Origin of the sequence: Pseudoalteromonas shioyasakiensis, assembly GCF_001550135.1 — a bacterium.
Lineage (GTDB): Bacteria > Pseudomonadota > Gammaproteobacteria > Enterobacterales > Alteromonadaceae > Pseudoalteromonas > Pseudoalteromonas shioyasakiensis.
Genome location: NZ_LRUE01000015.1, coordinates 726,844 through 743,841, shown reverse-complemented (window position 1 = coordinate 743,841; position 16,998 = coordinate 726,844). Strand labels below are relative to the sequence as shown.

Genomic DNA, 16,998 nt, shown 5'->3' with positions numbered 1-16,998 from the left:
TAACCCCTTACGCCGCTGGGCTAGTTTGTGCTAAGTCATCAAGTTTAATTTGTAATAACGGATTGTTTTCAAGGCCGCCATTATCAGCAGCAGCTTGGTATTGGCTGCGAGCTTGATCTTTGTCGCCTTGTGCAGCATAAACATCGCCTTTTAATTCAGCGACTGCAGCAGCAAATGATGCTGGAAGCTGGGCGTTTAGCGTTGTTAGCGCTTGCTCATATTGCTTTTGTGCAAGGTGAACACGAGCAAGGCGCGTTGTTGCCGTTGCTTTAAGCTCAGGGTTTTGCTCGTTGGTGATGATCCAGTTCAGCTTTTCGCTTGCTGCATCAAGGTCATTCTTTTCAACGGCTTCTTTTGCCGCAACAAATGCTGTAAGCGTGCTGTAGCTTGACTCGCCATTGTCTTTAATAAACGTATCCGCTTTTTCTAGCACGGCACCGCTTTCAACAAGTTGTGTGAAAGAGTCAGATGCTTTCTCAGCTGTGGTGATTTGGTTTTGGTTATAAGCTTTCCAACCATATAAACCACCTAAACCTGCAACAATACCAATTGCAAGTGCTAAACCATTTTCACGGAAAAAGCGTTTGATCGCTTCTTCTTGTTGTTCTTCTGTTGAATAAATTTCCATGCTTACCTCTGTTGCTAGCTGGGCTTAAATAAGTTCAGCTAGTAGCGTTTTCGCTTCTTCTAGTTTTAAGGTGACTTGTTCTTTACGCTCACGTAAGTACTTAATAGTCACAACGCCTTGTTCTAATTCATCTTCGCCGATAATAACCGCGACTAGCGCATCGCTTTTATCTGCGCGTTTTAATTGCTTTTTAAAGTTGCCACCGCCTGCGTGCACCATAACACGTAGACCTGCAACATCTTTACGTAATTGAGCGGCAATGATTGGCGCTTGAATGCTGGCTTTATCGCCCATGGCTGCCAAATATACATCAGCACTACGGCGGATGTCACCTACACTTTCTAGTGCTTGAAGTAATAACACTAAACGCTCAAGACCCATTGCAAAACCTACCGCTGGTGTTGCTTTACCGCCTAGTTGTTCAACTAGACCATCGTAACGACCACCGGCACAAACGGTTCCTTGTGCGCCTAGGCTATCAGTTACCCACTCAAAAACGGTGCGGTTATAATAGTCAAGGCCACGTACAAGCTTTTCATTTACCGTGTATTCGACGCCTGCAGCGTCTAAACGTTCACATAAATTTTCAAAATGTTCTTTTGATTCAGCGTCTAAGTGCTCAGATAGTTTAGGCGCATCAGTTAAAATAGCTTGTACATCAGGGTTTTTGCTATCTAACACACGTAAAGGGTTGGTGTGCATACGACGCTTAGAGTCTTCATCAAGTACATCGACGTGTTGCTCTAAGTAAGCAACAAGTGCATCGCGGTAGTCTGCACGCGCTTCATTTGAACCTAATGAGTTAAGCTCCAGACGAACGTGCTCACTGATACCAAATTCTTTCCATAATTGGGCTGTCAGCAAAATAACTTCTGCATCAATATCAGCAGTGGCAATGCCGAATGTTTCTAAACCAAATTGGTGGAATTGACGGTAACGGCCTTTTTGTGGACGCTCGTGACGGAACATAGGGCCCATGTACCATAAACGTTGTTCTTGGTTATACAGTAAACCGTTTTGATTACCTGCACGCACACATACTGCCGTACCTTCAGGGCGAAGTGTTAAGTTATCGCCATTACGGTCTGCAAAGGTGTACATTTCTTTTTCGACGATATCGGTTACTTCACCGATAGAGCGCTTGAATAGGTCGGTTGATTCAACAATTGGAAAACGAATTTCTTGATAACCAAACGATGAAACTGTTTCACGTAAAATGTCTTCTACTTTCTGCCAAATTTGCGTATCGCCTGGCAGACAATCGTTCATACCACGAACTGCCTGAATTTGTTTTGCCACTGATAAATCCTAAATACTGTACTTGCGCTGAAAAAATCGCGCCTCAAGAAAAACTAAAAAATTGACCCGTCATTATACCGTCTAAGCGGTAAAGGTAAACGGCAAACCCAAGGGTTTGCCGAGTATATGCGAATTATTCAACGATTTTGATGTCGATTGGCGTTTCTTTCTCTTTTTTAGCGATAAAGTCGCGCACATAGCCTTCAAGTTGGTCGACAATGTTATCGTTATCGATACGTGCTTTTTGGCGCTCACCATTGATGTATAAGCCAGAGCGACGGTTCGCACCAGCAAGGCCAATATCACTTACAAGTGCTTCGCCAGGACCATTTACTACACAACCAATTACCGACACAGACATAGGCTCAACCACGTCTTCAAGGCGCTCTTCAAGTTGGTTCATGGTGCTTACCACATCAAACTCTTGGCGTGAGCAGCTCGGGCAAGCAATAAAGTTAATGCCGCGAGAGCGAATGCGTAATGATTTTAAAATATCAAAACCAACTTTGATCTCTTGTACCGGATCGGCAGCAAGGGATACGCGCAGTGTGTCACCAATGCCTTCGGCTAGTAGCATACCTAAGCCAACAGCTGATTTAACAGAACCTGAGCGCATACCACCGGCTTCGGTAATACCTAAATGCAGAGGCTGGTCAATTTCTTTGGCAAGTAATCGATACGCACCAACCGCTAAAAATACATCTGACGCTTTAACGGATACTTTGAATTGATCAAAGTCTAAACGTTGTAAGATCTCAACATGGCGCATAGCTGATTCAAGTAAAGCTTCTGGCGTTGGTTCACCGTATTTTTCTTGTAAGTCGCGCTCTAATGAACCGCCATTAACACCAATACGAATCGGAATGTTATGCTCACGTGCAGAGTCTACAACGGCACGAATACGCTCTTCGCTTCCGATGTTACCCGGGTTAATACGTAAACAATCCGCACCATACTGAGCCACTTTTAATGCAATACGGTAATCAAAGTGAATATCTGTTACCAGCGGGATAGTGACTTGTTCTTTAATGCTTTTAAATGCTTCAGCTGCTTCCATGGTTGGTACAGACACACGCACAATATCGGCGCCGGCATCTTGAATAGCTTGAATTTGTGCAACCGTTGCATCGATATCTAGGGTGTTGGTGTTAGTCATCGACTGAACGGCAATTGGCGCACCATCACCAATTGGCACGTTACCTACGTTAATACGGGTCGATTTTCTGCGTTTAATAGGAGATTCTGAAAACATTGCGGTTACTCTGATAACGGTAAAGTAAATTTAGCTAAGCGATTTTTGGCAAAATGTGAGGTATCGACGGCTTGACCTTGAAAAGTAATGTCGACTACTTGGTGCTTGCCTAATACTACATTAAACGGCTGTGGGCCGGTTACTGTCATAATGTAACCTGCTTTTTTAACACCAAAAGCGATGCGATCGCCGTTGCCATCGTGAATTTCTACCCAGCTATCTTCATTGAAGTGCATCACCACTTCGCTGTGCTCAGGATCTGCCTTTTCAGTTTGTGGCTGAGCAGCAGATTGGTTTTGTGATGCAGCTTGATTTTGTGCTTCGTTGCTGGTCGTTGGCGCATCAGCTTCAGGCTGAGCGATTTCTTGCTCGCCTTCAGCGAGTGGTTGAATGGTTTCTTCAGCTGGTGCTTCTACAGTTAAGTCAGGTGAAATATCACTGCTTTCAAGTTGGTTTGGCATCGCAGTCGTGACCGGCTCTTCGATATTCTGGTTGCTATTTTGCCACCACCAAAACACAGACGAGCCAATGATCACCGCTACGATAAAGTAGCTAAACAGCATTAAACGGCTGTCATGTGCTTCTTTTTCTGTGCGGCGAGAAAAGCTCTGCATTTTTGACTTTTTCTCAGGCTCAACGTGCTCAGGCAGTAATTCAAGCATGGCTTGGCTATCGATTTTAAGCTCACGGCAATAGCTTCTGATATAACCTTTTACGAAGGTCGCAGGGCCTAGTAGTTCGTGCTCGTCGTTTTCTAGTCGTTGTAACTGTAAAACTGATAACTTTAATGCACCAGCAAGTTGCTCAAGGCTCATTCCTGCGTCTTCGCGGCGCTTTTTTAGCGCTTGGCCGAGCGTTTCTTGTGGTTGTTCTAAATTGTTTTCTTCATTCATAATGCGTATGAGTCTGGATCTACCAATAAGAGTCTATGCCCAGGTTCTAGGGCGACATCTGGGCTCAATTTGTTCCAGCGCATTAACTGATCGATCAATACGCTATGCTGTGTGGCTATGCTAAAGAGTGTGTCGCCATCATTGATGTCGTGATAAATGTTCGGATCGTTCAAATAAATGCGAGTACCGTTTTGTACACGATCCGATTCTTTTAAGCCATTCCACAGCAAAATCTTCTGTAGTTTAACATTGTATCGCACCGAAATGCTAAAGAGGTTTTCACCATTTTCAATAATATGATACGGGATATTCAGCGCCGGTACATTTGCGTTCAGCATGGGTAAGTTAAGCGGCTCGTTTGTCACGCTAAAGTCAGTGCTATTTGCGGTTGACGCCGTTGTTTGACTGCCACTAAATACGTTTTCGTCTTTTTCTGCTTCGTAAAACACCACAGTGCTGGCATCATTTTTGGTATTTTGCGAGTTTGCTGGCGTTTGTTGTTGAACGCTTGGCGTTTGCGGTGCACCAAATGACACTATGGTCACTTCATCATTGCTTTGCGCGTCTGTTTGCTGCTTTGCAATAACTGGAGTTTGTTCAACTTTACGAGAGGAAACTGTTTGGAAACCTTCGTCAGTTTGCTTTGTGAGCGTCTCTGGCGTTGTATCGCTCGTTTGTGAAGAGGCTAAAGTCTCTGTTACGGGCTTTTCTTCGCTGTCTGAGTTTACCTCAGTAGGCACCTGCTTATTACTTTGCGCTACAGTTTGTGGCTCGGGTTGAGTTTTGTTTACAGTTGGCTGCTCAACTAGAGAAGTTTGTTCATAAGTTGTTGGAACATTTGTGGTCTTTACAAGGCTTTGCCCGGTAGCAGCCACTGACGCCTGTGCAACAACAGCTTGTTTAGCAGGCGCTTTTCTTTTCACGATGCGAATTTTTGGCTGATCTTTGCTAACTATGCTGTTATCGCTTGAGATTTTCAGTTCTTCAAGCTGCGCTTGACGGTATTTTTCTCGTAGAACTTCAAATTCTGAGCGTTTAGTTTGCCCAGATGAAATGGTTTTCGCTTCTACTGAACCTGGATAGGTTTGTAGAATAATACCTGCCGTTGTTTCAGCTTTTTCAATATGGCCCATGCGTTGCTGAATTAAGTAGCTGAGCATGAGTGCTCGAGGTGTTACTCGGCCTAAAGATTCGTATTTTTCAATGATATCTTCAGCTTTATGAAGATCGCTTTTTGCGTAATACAAACCAGCAAGGCTTATCATTGAAGAAGGACGCTGTGAGCTGTGATTTAGTGCTGACTTAAGGTATTTTTCTGCATTTTCAAAATCATCAAATTCAATCGCGCACAAGGCTAAGTTTTCGTAACTTTCAGCTACACGGATATAGCTAGGAATTGAAATCGCCTTAAGAAGCTCTTCTGCTGCGCGGTCGTATTCGCCAATGCCACACAAAAATACACCGTAGTTATTTAAGGTGTTCGGATCATTAGGGGCGATTTTTAGTGCGCGTTGATAGGCTTTATCTGCTAGCTCAGGTTCATCAACCTGTTGATAGTAATAAGCTAAAGAATAGTGTACTTCAGGAAGGTCAGGGGCAAAGTCTGCGGCACGTTCTAGGTTATATTTTGCTTGCGAGTTGTTGCCTGTCTTTAAGTACTGTAACGCAAGGGCGATACGAGTACGAGCAGCACCGGTATTATTAATCTTTTTTTCAACAACGGGTCTGTCGCTACCATTGTAGCTGTTTTCTGTAACACACCCTGTTAATGCTATTGCACTAACAGTAATGGCAAGTATAGAACGCATTACCTAATCTCTTCTTTGATTCCGTATGCCTATCTTACCGAAAAGCCTTTGTGTTGCATCTATTATTTTAAAAATAACGAGTTTGTCACAAAGGCTTATCTTTAAAAGTTACGCTTATGCTTGGTGAACATTTACCGCAATAGCGTTATCTTCGCGCATTTTCTTTTTCGCTAAACGTTTAGTACGGTCTACAACATCACCCACTAATTGACCACAAGCTGCGTCAATATCATCACCACGGGTACGGCGAACAATACAGGTAATTCCCGCTGCTTGTAATACTTTAGAGAAGCGGTCGATGCGGCTGTTGCTCGAACGGCCATATTCATTACCTGGGAATGGGTTAAACGGAATTAGGTTCACTTTTGAAGGTGTACCTTTAAGAGTTTTAACCAATTCGTGAGCTTGATCTGTGCTGTCGTTTACACCTTGTAGCATAACGTATTCGATAGTCACATCTTTGTTTGCTTTAGAGCCATCAATATAACGACGACACGCCGCTAAAAACTCTTCGATAGGGTACTTTTTATTAATTGGTACCAGTACATCACGTAGTTCATTGTTTGGCGCGTGAAGTGAAATAGCCAGCGCTACGTCAATTTTCTCTTTTAATAAATCAAGAGCAGGTACCACACCAGAGGTACTTAATGTAACGCGACGCTTTGATAAACCAAAACCCCAGTCGTCCATCATAAGTTCCATTGCTGGTACTACATTTTTAAGGTTTAGTAATGGCTCACCCATACCCATCATTACCACGTTAGTAACTGGTCGCTTAGTGCTATCGCCATCTAAACCAATGTCTTTTGCAACACGCCATACCTGACCGATGATCTCAGATACTGATAAGTTACGGTTAAAGCCTTGTTGTGCTGTTGAGCAGAAAGTACATTCAAGGGCACAACCTACTTGTGATGAAACACATAAAGTTGCACGGTCTTTTTCTGGGATCCAAACAGCTTCTACTTCTTGGCCACCTTGTAGCATCAGAGCGTATTTGATGGTGCCATCACTTGCTACTTGCTTAACTGAGATTTCAGGAGCAACAATTTCACATTCAGCTTTTAGTTTCTCTTTTAGCTTTTTGTTGACGTTTGTCATGTCGTCAAAATTGTCTACACCAAAATGATAAATCCATTTCATCACCTGATCGCCACGGAATGGCTTTTCACCGAATGATACAAAAAGCTCACGCATTGCATCTCGGTTTAAATCTAATAAATTAATCTTTTTTTCAGTGGCCATGAAACAACCTCAATCAGTGACGGTGGTAAGTAGTTTGGGTGCGCGATTGTATATTATTTAATCGACTTAGTCATTAGCTAAACATATTTACAATAAGCTTAGCTAATGACTAAAAAAGGGCCCGAAAGCCCTTTTTCTTCTGCATCACAGACTTAGCTGTGAACTCGAAATTAACGAGTACGTGGGCAGATTTCTTCGTCAGCGAAGAAGTATGCGATTTCACGTGCAGCTGATTCAACAGCGTCAGAACCGTGAACAGCATTTTCGTCGATGCTGTCTGCGTAGTCAGCACGTAAAGTACCAGCTAGTGCTTCAGCAGGGTTAGTAGCACCCATGATTTCACGGTTTTTAAGAACTGCGTTCTCACCTTCAAGAACAGTAACCATTACTGGACCAGATGTCATGAACTCAACTAAAGCACCGAAGAAAGGACGCTCGCTGTGCTCAGCGTAGAAACCTTCAGCTTTTTCTTTTGAAAGGTGAACCATTTTAGCTGCAACGATTTTAAGACCAGCAGTTTCGAAACGGTTGTAGATAGCACCGATGTGGTTTTTAGCAACTGCATCAGGTTTTACGATTGAAAAAGTACGCTCTAAAGCCATCTTTATGCTCCAATAATTTTAAATTTAAAAGGTTAAATATTAACGGGCGCGAATTATACGCGCTTTACGTGAAAATTCCTAATTTAATTAAATAGTCATTTGATGGCATTTTCATGAACCTTAACCATCTATAGCAACACGGGTATAAAGTGTGAGCGAATTTTAGCAGTTAAGTACTTGTTGTGGTCTATTTTATGGGCAATTATTAACTCAGGAAATGATAAAACTAATAAGGACAATAATGAAAAATCTTTTACTGGTCACTCTACTTGCAAGCTTTTTAGCTGGTTGTAATTCAGACTCAAACGATGAGCTTGAGTGCTCACCTTACCCCATTGCAATCGATATTAATAATTATGTTGTCACCCCAGAGCAAAACGAGGCTAATACAGCACTCGCTTATGATGCCTATACCATTAAATTAGGCGGTGTTGGTGAAGGCGTTTATAGTGAAGGAAATGAGCCCGACCCTAATAAAGAGTATGCAGAGTGTGCTATCCCTGCAGTGGTACTAGGGAGCGCGAACACCATTACAGCGATTAATATATACTCAAGCGCTGATTACAACAATGAACTCACTGCGGGTATGAGTTTAAATAGTGTGTTTGATATCACAGAGATGTTTGTTAATGATTTTGATTATTACAGTGATGGCAACTATGCCAGTGTAGAAGACTTCACGAGCGTATTACCCACTACAGCACCTATATTTATTGAACTAAAACCTAACCAAGCTCCTGAAGTTGAGAGTAGTCATATTTTTTATATCGATATAAGTTTTGCAAACGGCAAAACCTTTGCGCTTGAAACTGAAGAAATTCAGCTGTTTTAGTTTACTATTCTTCACTTAATGTCAGCGGGTTTCTCTGCTGACATACCCAATCTCTACTCGCTTAGAACGTGCTCACTTAGCTAAGCTAATTGCTATTAATTTACCATTTCTATAATGCATCTTAAAAGTGTAATAACATCAACTGTTATTGTTAACCTTTTGTTCAATTTTGTGCGGGTAAGATAATTTCCGATGATAAGTTGGGGGTATTTTAAATCATTTAAAATCAATAATATCTGCTTTTAATTTGAATCTTTAATCTATCTTTTCAGAGAAAAATAGCAACAATAAAATTGTAATCGAAATGTTAAATTTAAGTGTACAAAACGCTACATGTTTTTTCGTGAATTCCTGAACTTATTCAATCATAAAATATTAGTGAATTGATTTTTTATAAACCAAAAATCTTACTTCCATTTTTATTTTGAATAATCAAAGGAGAGAACAATGAAACTACGCAGTGCACTTTCTAAGTTGTCATGCGCGTCAGCTTTTGCACTTGGCACCATGCTGACTTTGAGCCCCGCAGCCAATGCAATGAAACTAAAACAACAAAACTTAAAAGAGATGGCTGTTGAGTCACAGAGCATTATTGCTGGCCAGGTGGTAAGCGTAACAGATGGTTTTGATAATAATCGTCCCTATACCGAAGTGACTATTCAGGTTTCGTCAGATGCAAAAGGCAAGTTAAAAGACGATTCAAATTACACTTTTCGTCAGTTTGGCTTGATCAAGCCCCGCTCTATGGGCAATGGCAAAGTGTATTTAGGTGCAACACCAGAGGGCTTTTCTAAATGGCGTGAAGGCGAACAAGTGATTGCCTTTATGTATAAGCCAGCATCAATCACAGGGTTTCAAACGACCGTTGGTTTAGCTCAAGGTAAATTTGTAGTGCGCAATGGCAAAGTAGAAAACATTTTTGCTAACAAAGGCGTTTTTGAAGGGTTAGATACCAGCAGCTTATCAGCAGAGCAACAAAATCTCTTAACCACACCAGGTGCAGTCGATGTGGGAGTTTTTATGGATTTAGTAGGTGAACTGTCTGGAGTAAAACAATAATGAAATTTTCTAAAATCGCAGCAGCATTAACCCTTGCAACTATTTCGACAGGTGCGTTAGCCGGTGGCCCACTTTATATTCATGAACCGACAATGCAGCCATATAAATGGGACACCTCAAAAGGCAGTATTCCAGTGTGGACAGATGGCGGCCAACTTATCAAAGATAAAGACGGTAACGATGTCGAAACCTTCACTGTACTTGAAAAAGGCACTGTATTTAACGTTGATGTTACCTTACCTGATGGCACAGTGATCCCTGCATACACTGAACTTGACCGAGATTATACGTTTTTAACGATTGAGCAAGCCAACAAAGTAACGGCGAATGCTGTGAAAGAGTGGTCTGATGTAGAAACGTCGACTTTCGAGATGTCAGTACAGGGCACGATTTTTGAGAAAACAGGCATTGCGGATGTGACAGCAGAAAATGTTGATCAAATTTATGGTGTTGAAAACGGTTATGGCTTTTGGGTCAATTACGACACTGATGGTGGCATTTTAGAAAACTATTTTGGTGTGCCAAGAAGCGCTGTTTTAGGTATTGCATTCCCTGAATGGGCCGATGAAGAAACTGGCGAAATTATCGAAGCGACAGCTTTAATGAATGGCTGGTTTGTTGATATCAGTGATACCGATGGCACGCAAGTTGGTGGGGTATTCACCCATGAATTTGGGCATGCGATCAATATGTCTCACTCGCAAGCAAATGGCCATTTAGTGTATATGTCGGCAAGCTATAGTCCGCAATACGACGGTGTACCAGGTTGTGAGGGTGTCACTAAATTTACCAGCTCTAGTATGTTGGATTATTCTGCCATTGAGACCATGTTTCCGTTTATTAATGTGCGCGGCAGTGCTGGTGCAAATCAACACACCATTAATGTGAAAGATGACATCGTTAATATTTCAGATCTCTATCCTACCAGTGAGTACAAATCACAGTTTGGCTCTATTCAAGGTAAGCTTTTAACAAAAGAGGGAGTAGAGTACTCAGGGGTGAATTTAATAGCGCGTAACCTTGATAACCCTTACGAAGATGTGATCAGCCAACAGTCAGGTAACATGACACAAGGCCGTATCGGCCCAGATGGCTCATTTACCATTAATGGCTTAACGCCTGGGGCACGTTATGCTCTTTATACTCAAGAGATCAATGCCGGTGGTTATCCAACTCAGCAAACGAATATTCTTTCTGAAGCTGAATATTGGAATGACAACGAAAGTGCAAACCCGGGAATAGATAATGCCTGTGCGATGACAGAGATAGTTGTTTCAGCGGGTGAAACTAAACAAGTTGAGATGTTCTTCAACGGTTATCAAGATGGTATTCAATATACGCCACTGATTTCAGCGTTTGTAATGGATCACGCTAAAAACGGTAAAAAAGCACTTGGAACAACCTCTTCGGGTATTCCTTTCTTATACGACAGTGCGACTAATTCGTTTGATACTTTAGTAAGCCCTGATGGCTACGCTTTATTAAGCTCTACAAGCACAGCAATGAACAAAACAGCCACTAAAGCTGCTATTACCGCACACTTTAATGATAATGGAGTGATGCAAGGCGGCGTCTGGGATATAAACTCTGGCAAAGTATCAATGCTTGAAGATTTAACGGGGAATAGTTGCTCGCTTTCAAGTCAGCAGGGGCAAAGCTCACATAGCATCTGGGATATGGATGATGATGGTAAATTGATTGTTGGTACAACACGCTTCCCATACGATGGTTCAAATCGCTGTGCTGAAGGCGAAGCTGCGCGTTCAGTTGGTATGCCTACTGTTTGGGATGCAAACACGGGTAAAGCAAGCGTTTTACCTGGCACCCAAATGGTTGACCGTTCTTATGGTAGCGGTAAAGAAATCGCTATTATGAATGGCGATGAGCAAATTCGTCGTACGGCATGGGCACGAGCAGATCGTATCTCTGGTAATGGCGAAACCATTACAGGTTCAACGAATGGCTTTACGCAAATTGCCTGGGTGAATGGCGAGCTTGTTGATACCTATACGGAGTTTGGTGCAATCGACAATTCAGTTATTTCTGAAAATGGTCGTTATGTCGCCTTTGGCGCCATCGAAAACCGTCGCCCTGCTGGCGTAAAAGTATGGGATACAGTAACCAATACAACTCAAAAAATTGGTAGCTTACGTTGGTGTGACAACATTCCTGCGACTAATTTCTGGACCAACTATTGCGACCTAGGCTACAACCATGAAGAATTAGTTGAACTAGGGTTTGGCTTACCTTCAGTGATGGTTCTTGATGCAAATGAGGACTTATCGATGATCACCGGACGCGCTGGTAGCCCTCTATCTGGCGGTTTTGTTGGCGCTATTTATTTAAAAGGTATTGGCTGGATGTCATCAGAAGAGTTCTTTGCTAAGCAAGGTGTTACTGAAGCAAAAGGCTTACTTACCGATAACATGTTTGGCCTAAGTGCTGATGGTTCTGAGATCATGGCAGGCATTGCTGGCGCAGTGTTATCAATTGAAATTGACGCGAATAAGGCATTTGTATGTGATAACGGCCGCGACCGTGAACTTAGCTTCCCTAAGCAAGTGGTTGATGCGGTGTCGGCAGGTGCTGAATTTGGCCGCTGCGCACATATTAATGACTAATACCATTTTGTGTTAAGCGCTTAAAGGTCCGGCTAGGTGGCTGGGCCTTTATTTCAATATCTTTGTAACAAAGGCCTGCTAATGTATAAAAGTTCATTAATAACAATAATATGGTTATGTATTCTAAGCTTTATTCCTGATCAAGCTAGTGCGCAAACCCATCAAGCTGCAAGCTCAACCAACAAAGGGTTTAATGTTCCTGAAGAGCTATTGACCACATGGGAGCTAGATGAGGCGGCTTCAATGGAATACGCAAAAAAGTCTGCGCACTGGAATGAACATATCGCTAATTTGATGCCGAAACTAATCGCAACAAATAAACAAATTAAGTACCGCTTTAATCAGGATGAAATGGTCACCATTCAGGCTGCAAAAGAGCACGAGCTTGCCATTAGTTTGATTAAGCAAACACTGAAGTCATATAAATTCAAATTTGAATTCGACGATAAGCCAAAGCAATTGCAAGTGATAAAAGCCGCAGGTGGGCGGATCAATATTCAGGCCGATGGCCTACTTGGTTATCAGTTCTTATTGTGGAAAAAACGCCGAGAACGCTTAACTGGCGTATAAAAATATCAATGTTAAGGGCTTTGCTGTTAACATTAGCAAATCAAAACCAATTACCCTGGATAGTTAATTGAGTTTGATCTAAAAAGGTGGCCATAGGATTGGTCACCTTTTTTCTTTTCTGTATAAGTCCTTACTTAGTTTAATTTATGTAGTTCTAAAGTGCTAGTTTGCATCTGTTTTTATAATATTTAAGTGCTTGGTTACATTTTGGTACAGATTGATACACTCTTATATTGTGTGAATGTGTCTTTAACAGTTTGTTAATAAAGGTGTTTTTTTACAGTCAAATTAATTGTTTTTCTTGCCATAATTTTTACCCTTTTTAGTGTGTTGAATTCTCATTTCACTTCCTCTATTACTTGTTTTGTCACTCATAACTAATTGTATAAATTAAATATATTTTATTATTGAGTGGTTTTAGCTGTTTTTAATAAAAACAAACAACAAGGAATTAATATGAAAAAAGCGCAGTTAGGTTTGTTAATCACATCATTCGCTATTATGGGTGGATGTGCAAAGTTAGACGCTCAAGTTAACGCTGGCGGCACTCTTAATTCAAAGGGTGGGGCTGGAAAAGCTGTGTTTACAGCACATGCAGCTCGTTGTGATGGAGAAGTAAGCGGAAAAGTAAATTACAAAGATGTAACTGCATTAGATTGGCAACAATCTGGAGGAGTATCATTTAACGCACAGGTTTATGGTGCAGGCTTATGTAGTGAAGATCCAGTGTCGCCTGATGGGGCAGAGTCTGGTGATGAGCGGTTATTCTGCAAACAAGATATTTGCACTGAGGGGATGTATCAAGTTGAGTTTAATTATAACTCAACCAATCCTAGCCTGCCTGGAGAGGGGGTTGGCTTTGCATGCATGATGGATATTTCTGAAGGTATTAAATCTGGATTTGGTGCAAATGGGTTATTGAATGTGATGTTACTCGAGTCTGGTCCATACCAAGGCTATAACAATGCCGGAACAATAAGTGGCAATGTACAAGTGAAAGATTGCCCAAGTAGCAAAAATGACGACAACGCAGAGTAGAGAAGGAGTTTAATGATGATAAATAAAAAAACAGTTTTAGCGGCAAGCATTGCTCTTGCTTATAGTTTTCCTTCTTTAGCTGATCAATCAATGCGAATTGTTCTAGAAGCAAATAGTAATAAAGCCTCAGCGCTTAAATCTGAGTTGTTATCAAATAATATTAAAATAGAAAAAGAGCTTAGTTCACTAGAAAGTTTTGCAATTTCGATTGATAAAACTCAGTTAGCCAATGTTACAGGGCTTACAAACGTAAAGACTTTTTACCCTGACGTACCAAGAAAGTTAATGTCTGAAGGCGCTTCGCAATATATTCCGTATGGTTTATCGATGGTTCAAGCTGATCAAGTTCAATATCAAGGCGGACAAAAAGTGTGTGTAATTGATAGCGGTTATGCCTTAGAGCACCCAGATTTGCCGAGTGCTGGTGTTACAGGCTCAGACGATGGTGGTGCTGGTGTGTGGTATCAAGATCCATTTGGTCATGGCACTCATGTTGCTGGCACGATTGCCGCAATCGACAATGAATTTGGTACGACAGGGATTGTCGATGATCATTCCCTTGATATGCACATTGTGCGTGTTTTTGCAGGTAATGGTAGCTGGGCTTACGCTTCGGATTTAGCAGGTGCGATTGATGAGTGCCAGCAAGCCGGTTCAACGGTTATTTCAATGAGCCTTGGTGGAAAATACTCAAGCCCGATTGAAGAAAAAGCGTTAGATAAAGTTGCTCGTGCAAATATATTAATGGTTGCGGCAGCAGGAAATGCTGGTGAAGCTTTACATAGCTATCCTGCCTCTTATGACAGTGTGATTTCAGTCGCAGCGGTTGATAGCACTAAAAATCATGCAATCTTTTCTCAGCGAAGCAGTCAAATTGAACTAGCAGCGCCAGGCGTTAATATTTTCTCAACTGTGCCTGTTGACCGCGCGCGCTTTTCAAAATTTAATGTCACGCAAGATACTATTAATTTCCAATATTATGGTATGGATGGCTCGCGTTTTGGTACTGTGACAGGGGAGCTCGTTGATTGTGGTTTAGGTACTTAGAGCTGTGGAGATGTAACAGGAAAAATCTGTCTAATCGAACGAGGGGAAATTCCGTTTTATAAAAAAGTAGAGCAGTGTGAAGCGGATGGCGGTGTGGGAGTTATTATTCGTAATAATAACCAAAGCCAGCTAATCGGCACTATTAACCCTACTTCTATGATTGCTGGCTCTGTGACAAGAAATGAGGGTCTTAATTTAATGGACAACCTCGGTAAGAAAACCACAATAACAGTCGCTGAGTTTTCAGATCATGACTTTAAATCAGGTACTTCGATGGCAACTCCCCATGTTTCCGGCGTAGCTGCATTGGTATGGAGTAATTATCCTGAGTGTTCTGCGAATGGTATTCGTTTAGCACTGAGGGCATCTGCCGATGATCAGGGGGATATGGGTTATGATCATGCTTACGGCTGGGGCATAGTGCAAGCCAAAGCAGCTGTTGATTATATCGCTGAAAATGGGTGTAAAGCATCTAGTAACGTATTACGTGGCGGAGATGGCTCAGCCCATTAACTATTCCTCTATATTGTTGTTATGACCAAAGCGCTTATGGCGCTTTTTTCGTTTGTCACCTACTCAACAATAAGCTCTATGAATCAATCATGATCTAGATCAATAAAATTACTGGACAGGTTATTATACTGCCGCGCTTCATTCTTGTATTAATTCATGCAACCGACTTGTACTCGGTTCGATGTGTGGAGCTTTCATGTCGTCACCTATTTTGACCCCTCGTCCTTTTACGCCTGAGTTGTTATCACCTGCGGGTAGTTTAAAGAATATGCGTTATGCCTTTGCCTATGGTGCAGATGCCGTTTACGCAGGCCAACCTCGTTATAGCCTTCGTGTTCGTAACAATGAGTTTGACCTAGATAATCTGCAAACCGGTATCAACGAAGCCCATGCGCAAAATAAAAAATTATATGTAGTGTCGAACATTGCTCCTCATAATGCCAAGGTAAAATCGTATTTACGCGATATTGAGCCAGTTATTGAGATGCAGCCAGATGCGCTGATCATGTCAGATCCTGGGCTTATCATGTTAGTGCGTGAAAAATGGCCAGATATGCCAATTCACTTATCTGTGCAGGCCAATGCGGTGAACTATGCCACAGTGAACTTTTGGGCTCAGCAGGGTATTGAACGAGTCATTTTATCGCGCGAATTATCGCTTGAAGAAATCGCTGAAATTCGTGAACTATGCCCTAATACAGAACTTGAAGTGTTTGTTCACGGTGCACTTTGCATGGCGTATTCTGGCCGTTGTTTGCTATCAGGTTACATTAATAAACGCGATCCAAATCAAGGAACGTGCACTAATGCATGTCGCTGGAACTACGATGTGAAACCAGGCACCGAAAATGAAACCGGCGAAATGGTACATAAAATTGACCCTAAAGCGGTGATCCCAACCCTAGGTGATGGTGCACCAAGTAACGAAGTATTCATGCTTGAAGAGCAAGGGCGCCCAGGTGAGTACATGCCTGCTTTTGAAGACGAGCATGGTACTTACATTATGAACTCAAAAGATTTACGTGCCGTTCAATATGTTGATCAACTAACGAAAATGGGCGTGCATAGTTTAAAAATTGAAGGCCGTACCAAGTCTTTCTACTATGTTGCTCGTACTGCACAAGTGTATCGTAAAGCCATTGATGATGCCGTTGCTGGTCGTCCATTTGACGCAAACTTATTTAAAACTCTTGAGAACTTAGCGCACCGGGGCTACACCGAAGGGTTCTTAAAACGCCATGCACATCAAGACTATCAAAACTATGAGTACGGTCATTCGGTATCAGATAAACAGCAGTTTGTCGGTGAAGTATTAGGCCGCAACGATAATGGCTTAGTTGAAATTGATGTGAAAAATAAGTTCTGTACTGGTCATTCACTTGAGCTTATGACACCAAAAGGTAACATCAACTTTAAGTTGGATTTTATGGAAAACAAAAAAGGCGAAGCCATTAGCGATGCAAAAGGCTCAGGTCATATTGTTAAAATTCCTCTGCCAGAAGATATCGATTTAGATCACGCAATTTTGATGCGTAATCTAGATGCCGACCAAGATACCCGTAATCCATTCAATAAAGCCTAATAGAAGATG

General features: G+C 41.9%; 15 protein-coding genes and 1 pseudogene. 9 read left to right on the top strand and 7 right to left on the bottom strand.

All coding sequences use genetic code 11. The features are described 5' to 3' along the window. Positions 1 to 7: 7 nt before the first annotated feature. The 7 genes from PASHI_RS12555 to ndk all read right to left on the bottom strand — a co-directional run bounded on the left by PASHI_RS12555 (position 8) and on the right by ndk (position 7,727). A complete protein-coding gene (locus tag PASHI_RS12555) occupies positions 8 to 628 on the bottom strand; it encodes a YfgM family protein (protein ID WP_055022059.1) in 621 nt (206 codons plus the stop codon). A gap of 24 nt (positions 629 to 652) precedes the next feature. Then, entirely contained in the window at positions 653 to 1,927 is a 1,275-nt protein-coding gene (gene hisS, locus PASHI_RS12550; RefSeq protein ID WP_058584526.1) for a histidine--tRNA ligase, read from the bottom strand. Between the two features lie 133 nt (positions 1,928 to 2,060). Further along, positions 2,061 to 3,179, bottom strand: a complete 1,119-nt coding sequence (gene ispG, locus PASHI_RS12545; RefSeq protein WP_054553525.1) for a flavodoxin-dependent (E)-4-hydroxy-3-methylbut-2-enyl-diphosphate synthase — start codon at positions 3,177 to 3,179, stop codon at positions 2,061 to 2,063. A gap of 5 nt (positions 3,180 to 3,184) precedes the next feature. Next, complete coding sequence (locus PASHI_RS12540; protein ID WP_062565864.1) at positions 3,185 to 4,072, bottom strand: RodZ domain-containing protein; 888 nt, start codon at positions 4,070 to 4,072, stop codon at positions 3,185 to 3,187. Beyond that, the gene (gene pilW, locus PASHI_RS12535; protein WP_062565863.1) at positions 4,069 to 5,880 is read right to left on the bottom strand and encodes a type IV pilus biogenesis/stability protein PilW; all 1,812 of its coding nucleotides are present in this window, start codon (positions 5,878 to 5,880) and stop codon (positions 4,069 to 4,071) included. The genes PASHI_RS12540 and pilW overlap by 4 nt, the downstream gene beginning before the upstream one ends. A 114-nt stretch (positions 5,881 to 5,994) precedes the next feature. After that, positions 5,995 to 7,125 (bottom strand): dual-specificity RNA methyltransferase RlmN, encoded by a 1,131-nt coding sequence (rlmN, locus tag PASHI_RS12530; RefSeq protein ID WP_062565862.1) that lies wholly within the window; start codon positions 7,123 to 7,125, stop codon positions 5,995 to 5,997. A 170-nt stretch (positions 7,126 to 7,295) separates the two neighbouring features. Continuing rightward, positions 7,296 to 7,727: a nucleoside-diphosphate kinase gene (gene ndk / locus PASHI_RS12525; protein WP_036972405.1), complete on the bottom strand. Its 432-nt coding sequence runs from the start codon at positions 7,725 to 7,727 to the stop codon at positions 7,296 to 7,298. Positions 7,728 to 7,968: 241 nt separating this feature from the next. Between ndk and PASHI_RS12520 the strand changes: the two genes are divergently transcribed. The 9 genes and pseudogenes from PASHI_RS12520 (at position 7,969) to trhP (ending at position 16,989) form a co-directional block, all read left to right on the top strand. Further along, positions 7,969 to 8,559: a hypothetical protein gene (locus PASHI_RS12520; protein WP_062565861.1), complete on the top strand. Its 591-nt coding sequence runs from the start codon at positions 7,969 to 7,971 to the stop codon at positions 8,557 to 8,559. Between the two features lie 447 nt (positions 8,560 to 9,006). Next, on the top strand, positions 9,007 to 9,618 hold the full coding sequence (locus tag PASHI_RS12515; RefSeq protein ID WP_062565860.1) for a hypothetical protein: 612 nt from the start codon (positions 9,007 to 9,009) through the stop codon (positions 9,616 to 9,618). Continuing rightward, positions 9,618 to 12,239 (top strand): zinc metalloprotease, encoded by a 2,622-nt coding sequence (locus tag PASHI_RS12510; RefSeq protein WP_062565859.1) that lies wholly within the window; start codon positions 9,618 to 9,620, stop codon positions 12,237 to 12,239. The genes PASHI_RS12515 and PASHI_RS12510 overlap by 1 nt, the downstream gene beginning before the upstream one ends. 81 nt (positions 12,240 to 12,320) lie before the next feature. Beyond that, positions 12,321 to 12,809: a hypothetical protein gene (locus PASHI_RS12505; protein ID WP_062565858.1), complete on the top strand. Its 489-nt coding sequence runs from the start codon at positions 12,321 to 12,323 to the stop codon at positions 12,807 to 12,809. 456 nt (positions 12,810 to 13,265) lie between these two features. Continuing rightward, a complete protein-coding gene (locus tag PASHI_RS12500) occupies positions 13,266 to 13,847 on the top strand; it encodes a hypothetical protein (protein ID WP_058584534.1) in 582 nt (193 codons plus the stop codon). Positions 13,848 to 13,859: 12 nt separating this feature from the next. Then, positions 13,860 to 14,894, top strand: coding sequence for a S8 family peptidase (locus tag PASHI_RS12495; RefSeq protein ID WP_082710923.1), 1,035 nt, complete (start codon positions 13,860 to 13,862; stop codon positions 14,892 to 14,894). A gap of 21 nt (positions 14,895 to 14,915) precedes the next feature. Further along, positions 14,916 to 15,077, top strand: a pseudogene (locus tag PASHI_RS22350) (PA domain-containing protein); the annotation flags it as partial. Further along, positions 15,051 to 15,407 carry a S8 family serine peptidase gene (locus tag PASHI_RS12490; RefSeq protein ID WP_156426490.1) on the top strand — a complete coding sequence of 119 codons (357 nt, stop codon included), beginning with the start codon at positions 15,051 to 15,053 and terminating at the stop codon, positions 15,405 to 15,407. The pseudogene PASHI_RS22350 and the gene PASHI_RS12490, both read left to right, overlap by 27 nt. Positions 15,408 to 15,603: 196 nt before the next feature. Further along, positions 15,604 to 16,989, top strand: a complete 1,386-nt coding sequence (trhP, locus tag PASHI_RS12485; protein ID WP_062565855.1) for a prephenate-dependent tRNA uridine(34) hydroxylase TrhP — start codon at positions 15,604 to 15,606, stop codon at positions 16,987 to 16,989. The last annotated feature ends 9 nt before the right edge of the window (positions 16,990 to 16,998 follow it).

Coding starts and splice junctions, on each gene's coding strand:
- PASHI_RS12555 (WP_055022059.1), bottom strand. CDS start 628: ATGGAAATTTATTCAACAGAAGAACAACAAGAAGAAGCGATCAAACGC.
- ispG (WP_054553525.1), bottom strand. CDS start 3,179: ATGTTTTCAGAATCTCCTATTAAACGCAGAAAATCGACCCGTATTAAC.
- PASHI_RS12540 (WP_062565864.1), bottom strand. CDS start 4,072: ATGAATGAAGAAAACAATTTAGAACAACCACAAGAAACGCTCGGCCAA.
- pilW (WP_062565863.1), bottom strand. CDS start 5,880: ATGCGTTCTATACTTGCCATTACTGTTAGTGCAATAGCATTAACAGGG.
- rlmN (WP_062565862.1), bottom strand. CDS start 7,125: ATGGCCACTGAAAAAAAGATTAATTTATTAGATTTAAACCGAGATGCA.
- ndk (WP_036972405.1), bottom strand. CDS start 7,727: ATGGCTTTAGAGCGTACTTTTTCAATCGTAAAACCTGATGCAGTTGCT.
- PASHI_RS12520 (WP_062565861.1), top strand. CDS start 7,969: ATGAAAAATCTTTTACTGGTCACTCTACTTGCAAGCTTTTTAGCTGGT.
- PASHI_RS12515 (WP_062565860.1), top strand. CDS start 9,007: ATGAAACTACGCAGTGCACTTTCTAAGTTGTCATGCGCGTCAGCTTTT.
- PASHI_RS12510 (WP_062565859.1), top strand. CDS start 9,618: ATGAAATTTTCTAAAATCGCAGCAGCATTAACCCTTGCAACTATTTCG.
- PASHI_RS12505 (WP_062565858.1), top strand. CDS start 12,321: ATGTATAAAAGTTCATTAATAACAATAATATGGTTATGTATTCTAAGC.
- PASHI_RS12500 (WP_058584534.1), top strand. CDS start 13,266: ATGAAAAAAGCGCAGTTAGGTTTGTTAATCACATCATTCGCTATTATG.
- PASHI_RS12495 (WP_082710923.1), top strand. CDS start 13,860: ATGATGATAAATAAAAAAACAGTTTTAGCGGCAAGCATTGCTCTTGCT.
- PASHI_RS12490 (WP_156426490.1), top strand. CDS start 15,051: ATGATTGCTGGCTCTGTGACAAGAAATGAGGGTCTTAATTTAATGGAC.
- trhP (WP_062565855.1), top strand. CDS start 15,604: ATGTCGTCACCTATTTTGACCCCTCGTCCTTTTACGCCTGAGTTGTTA.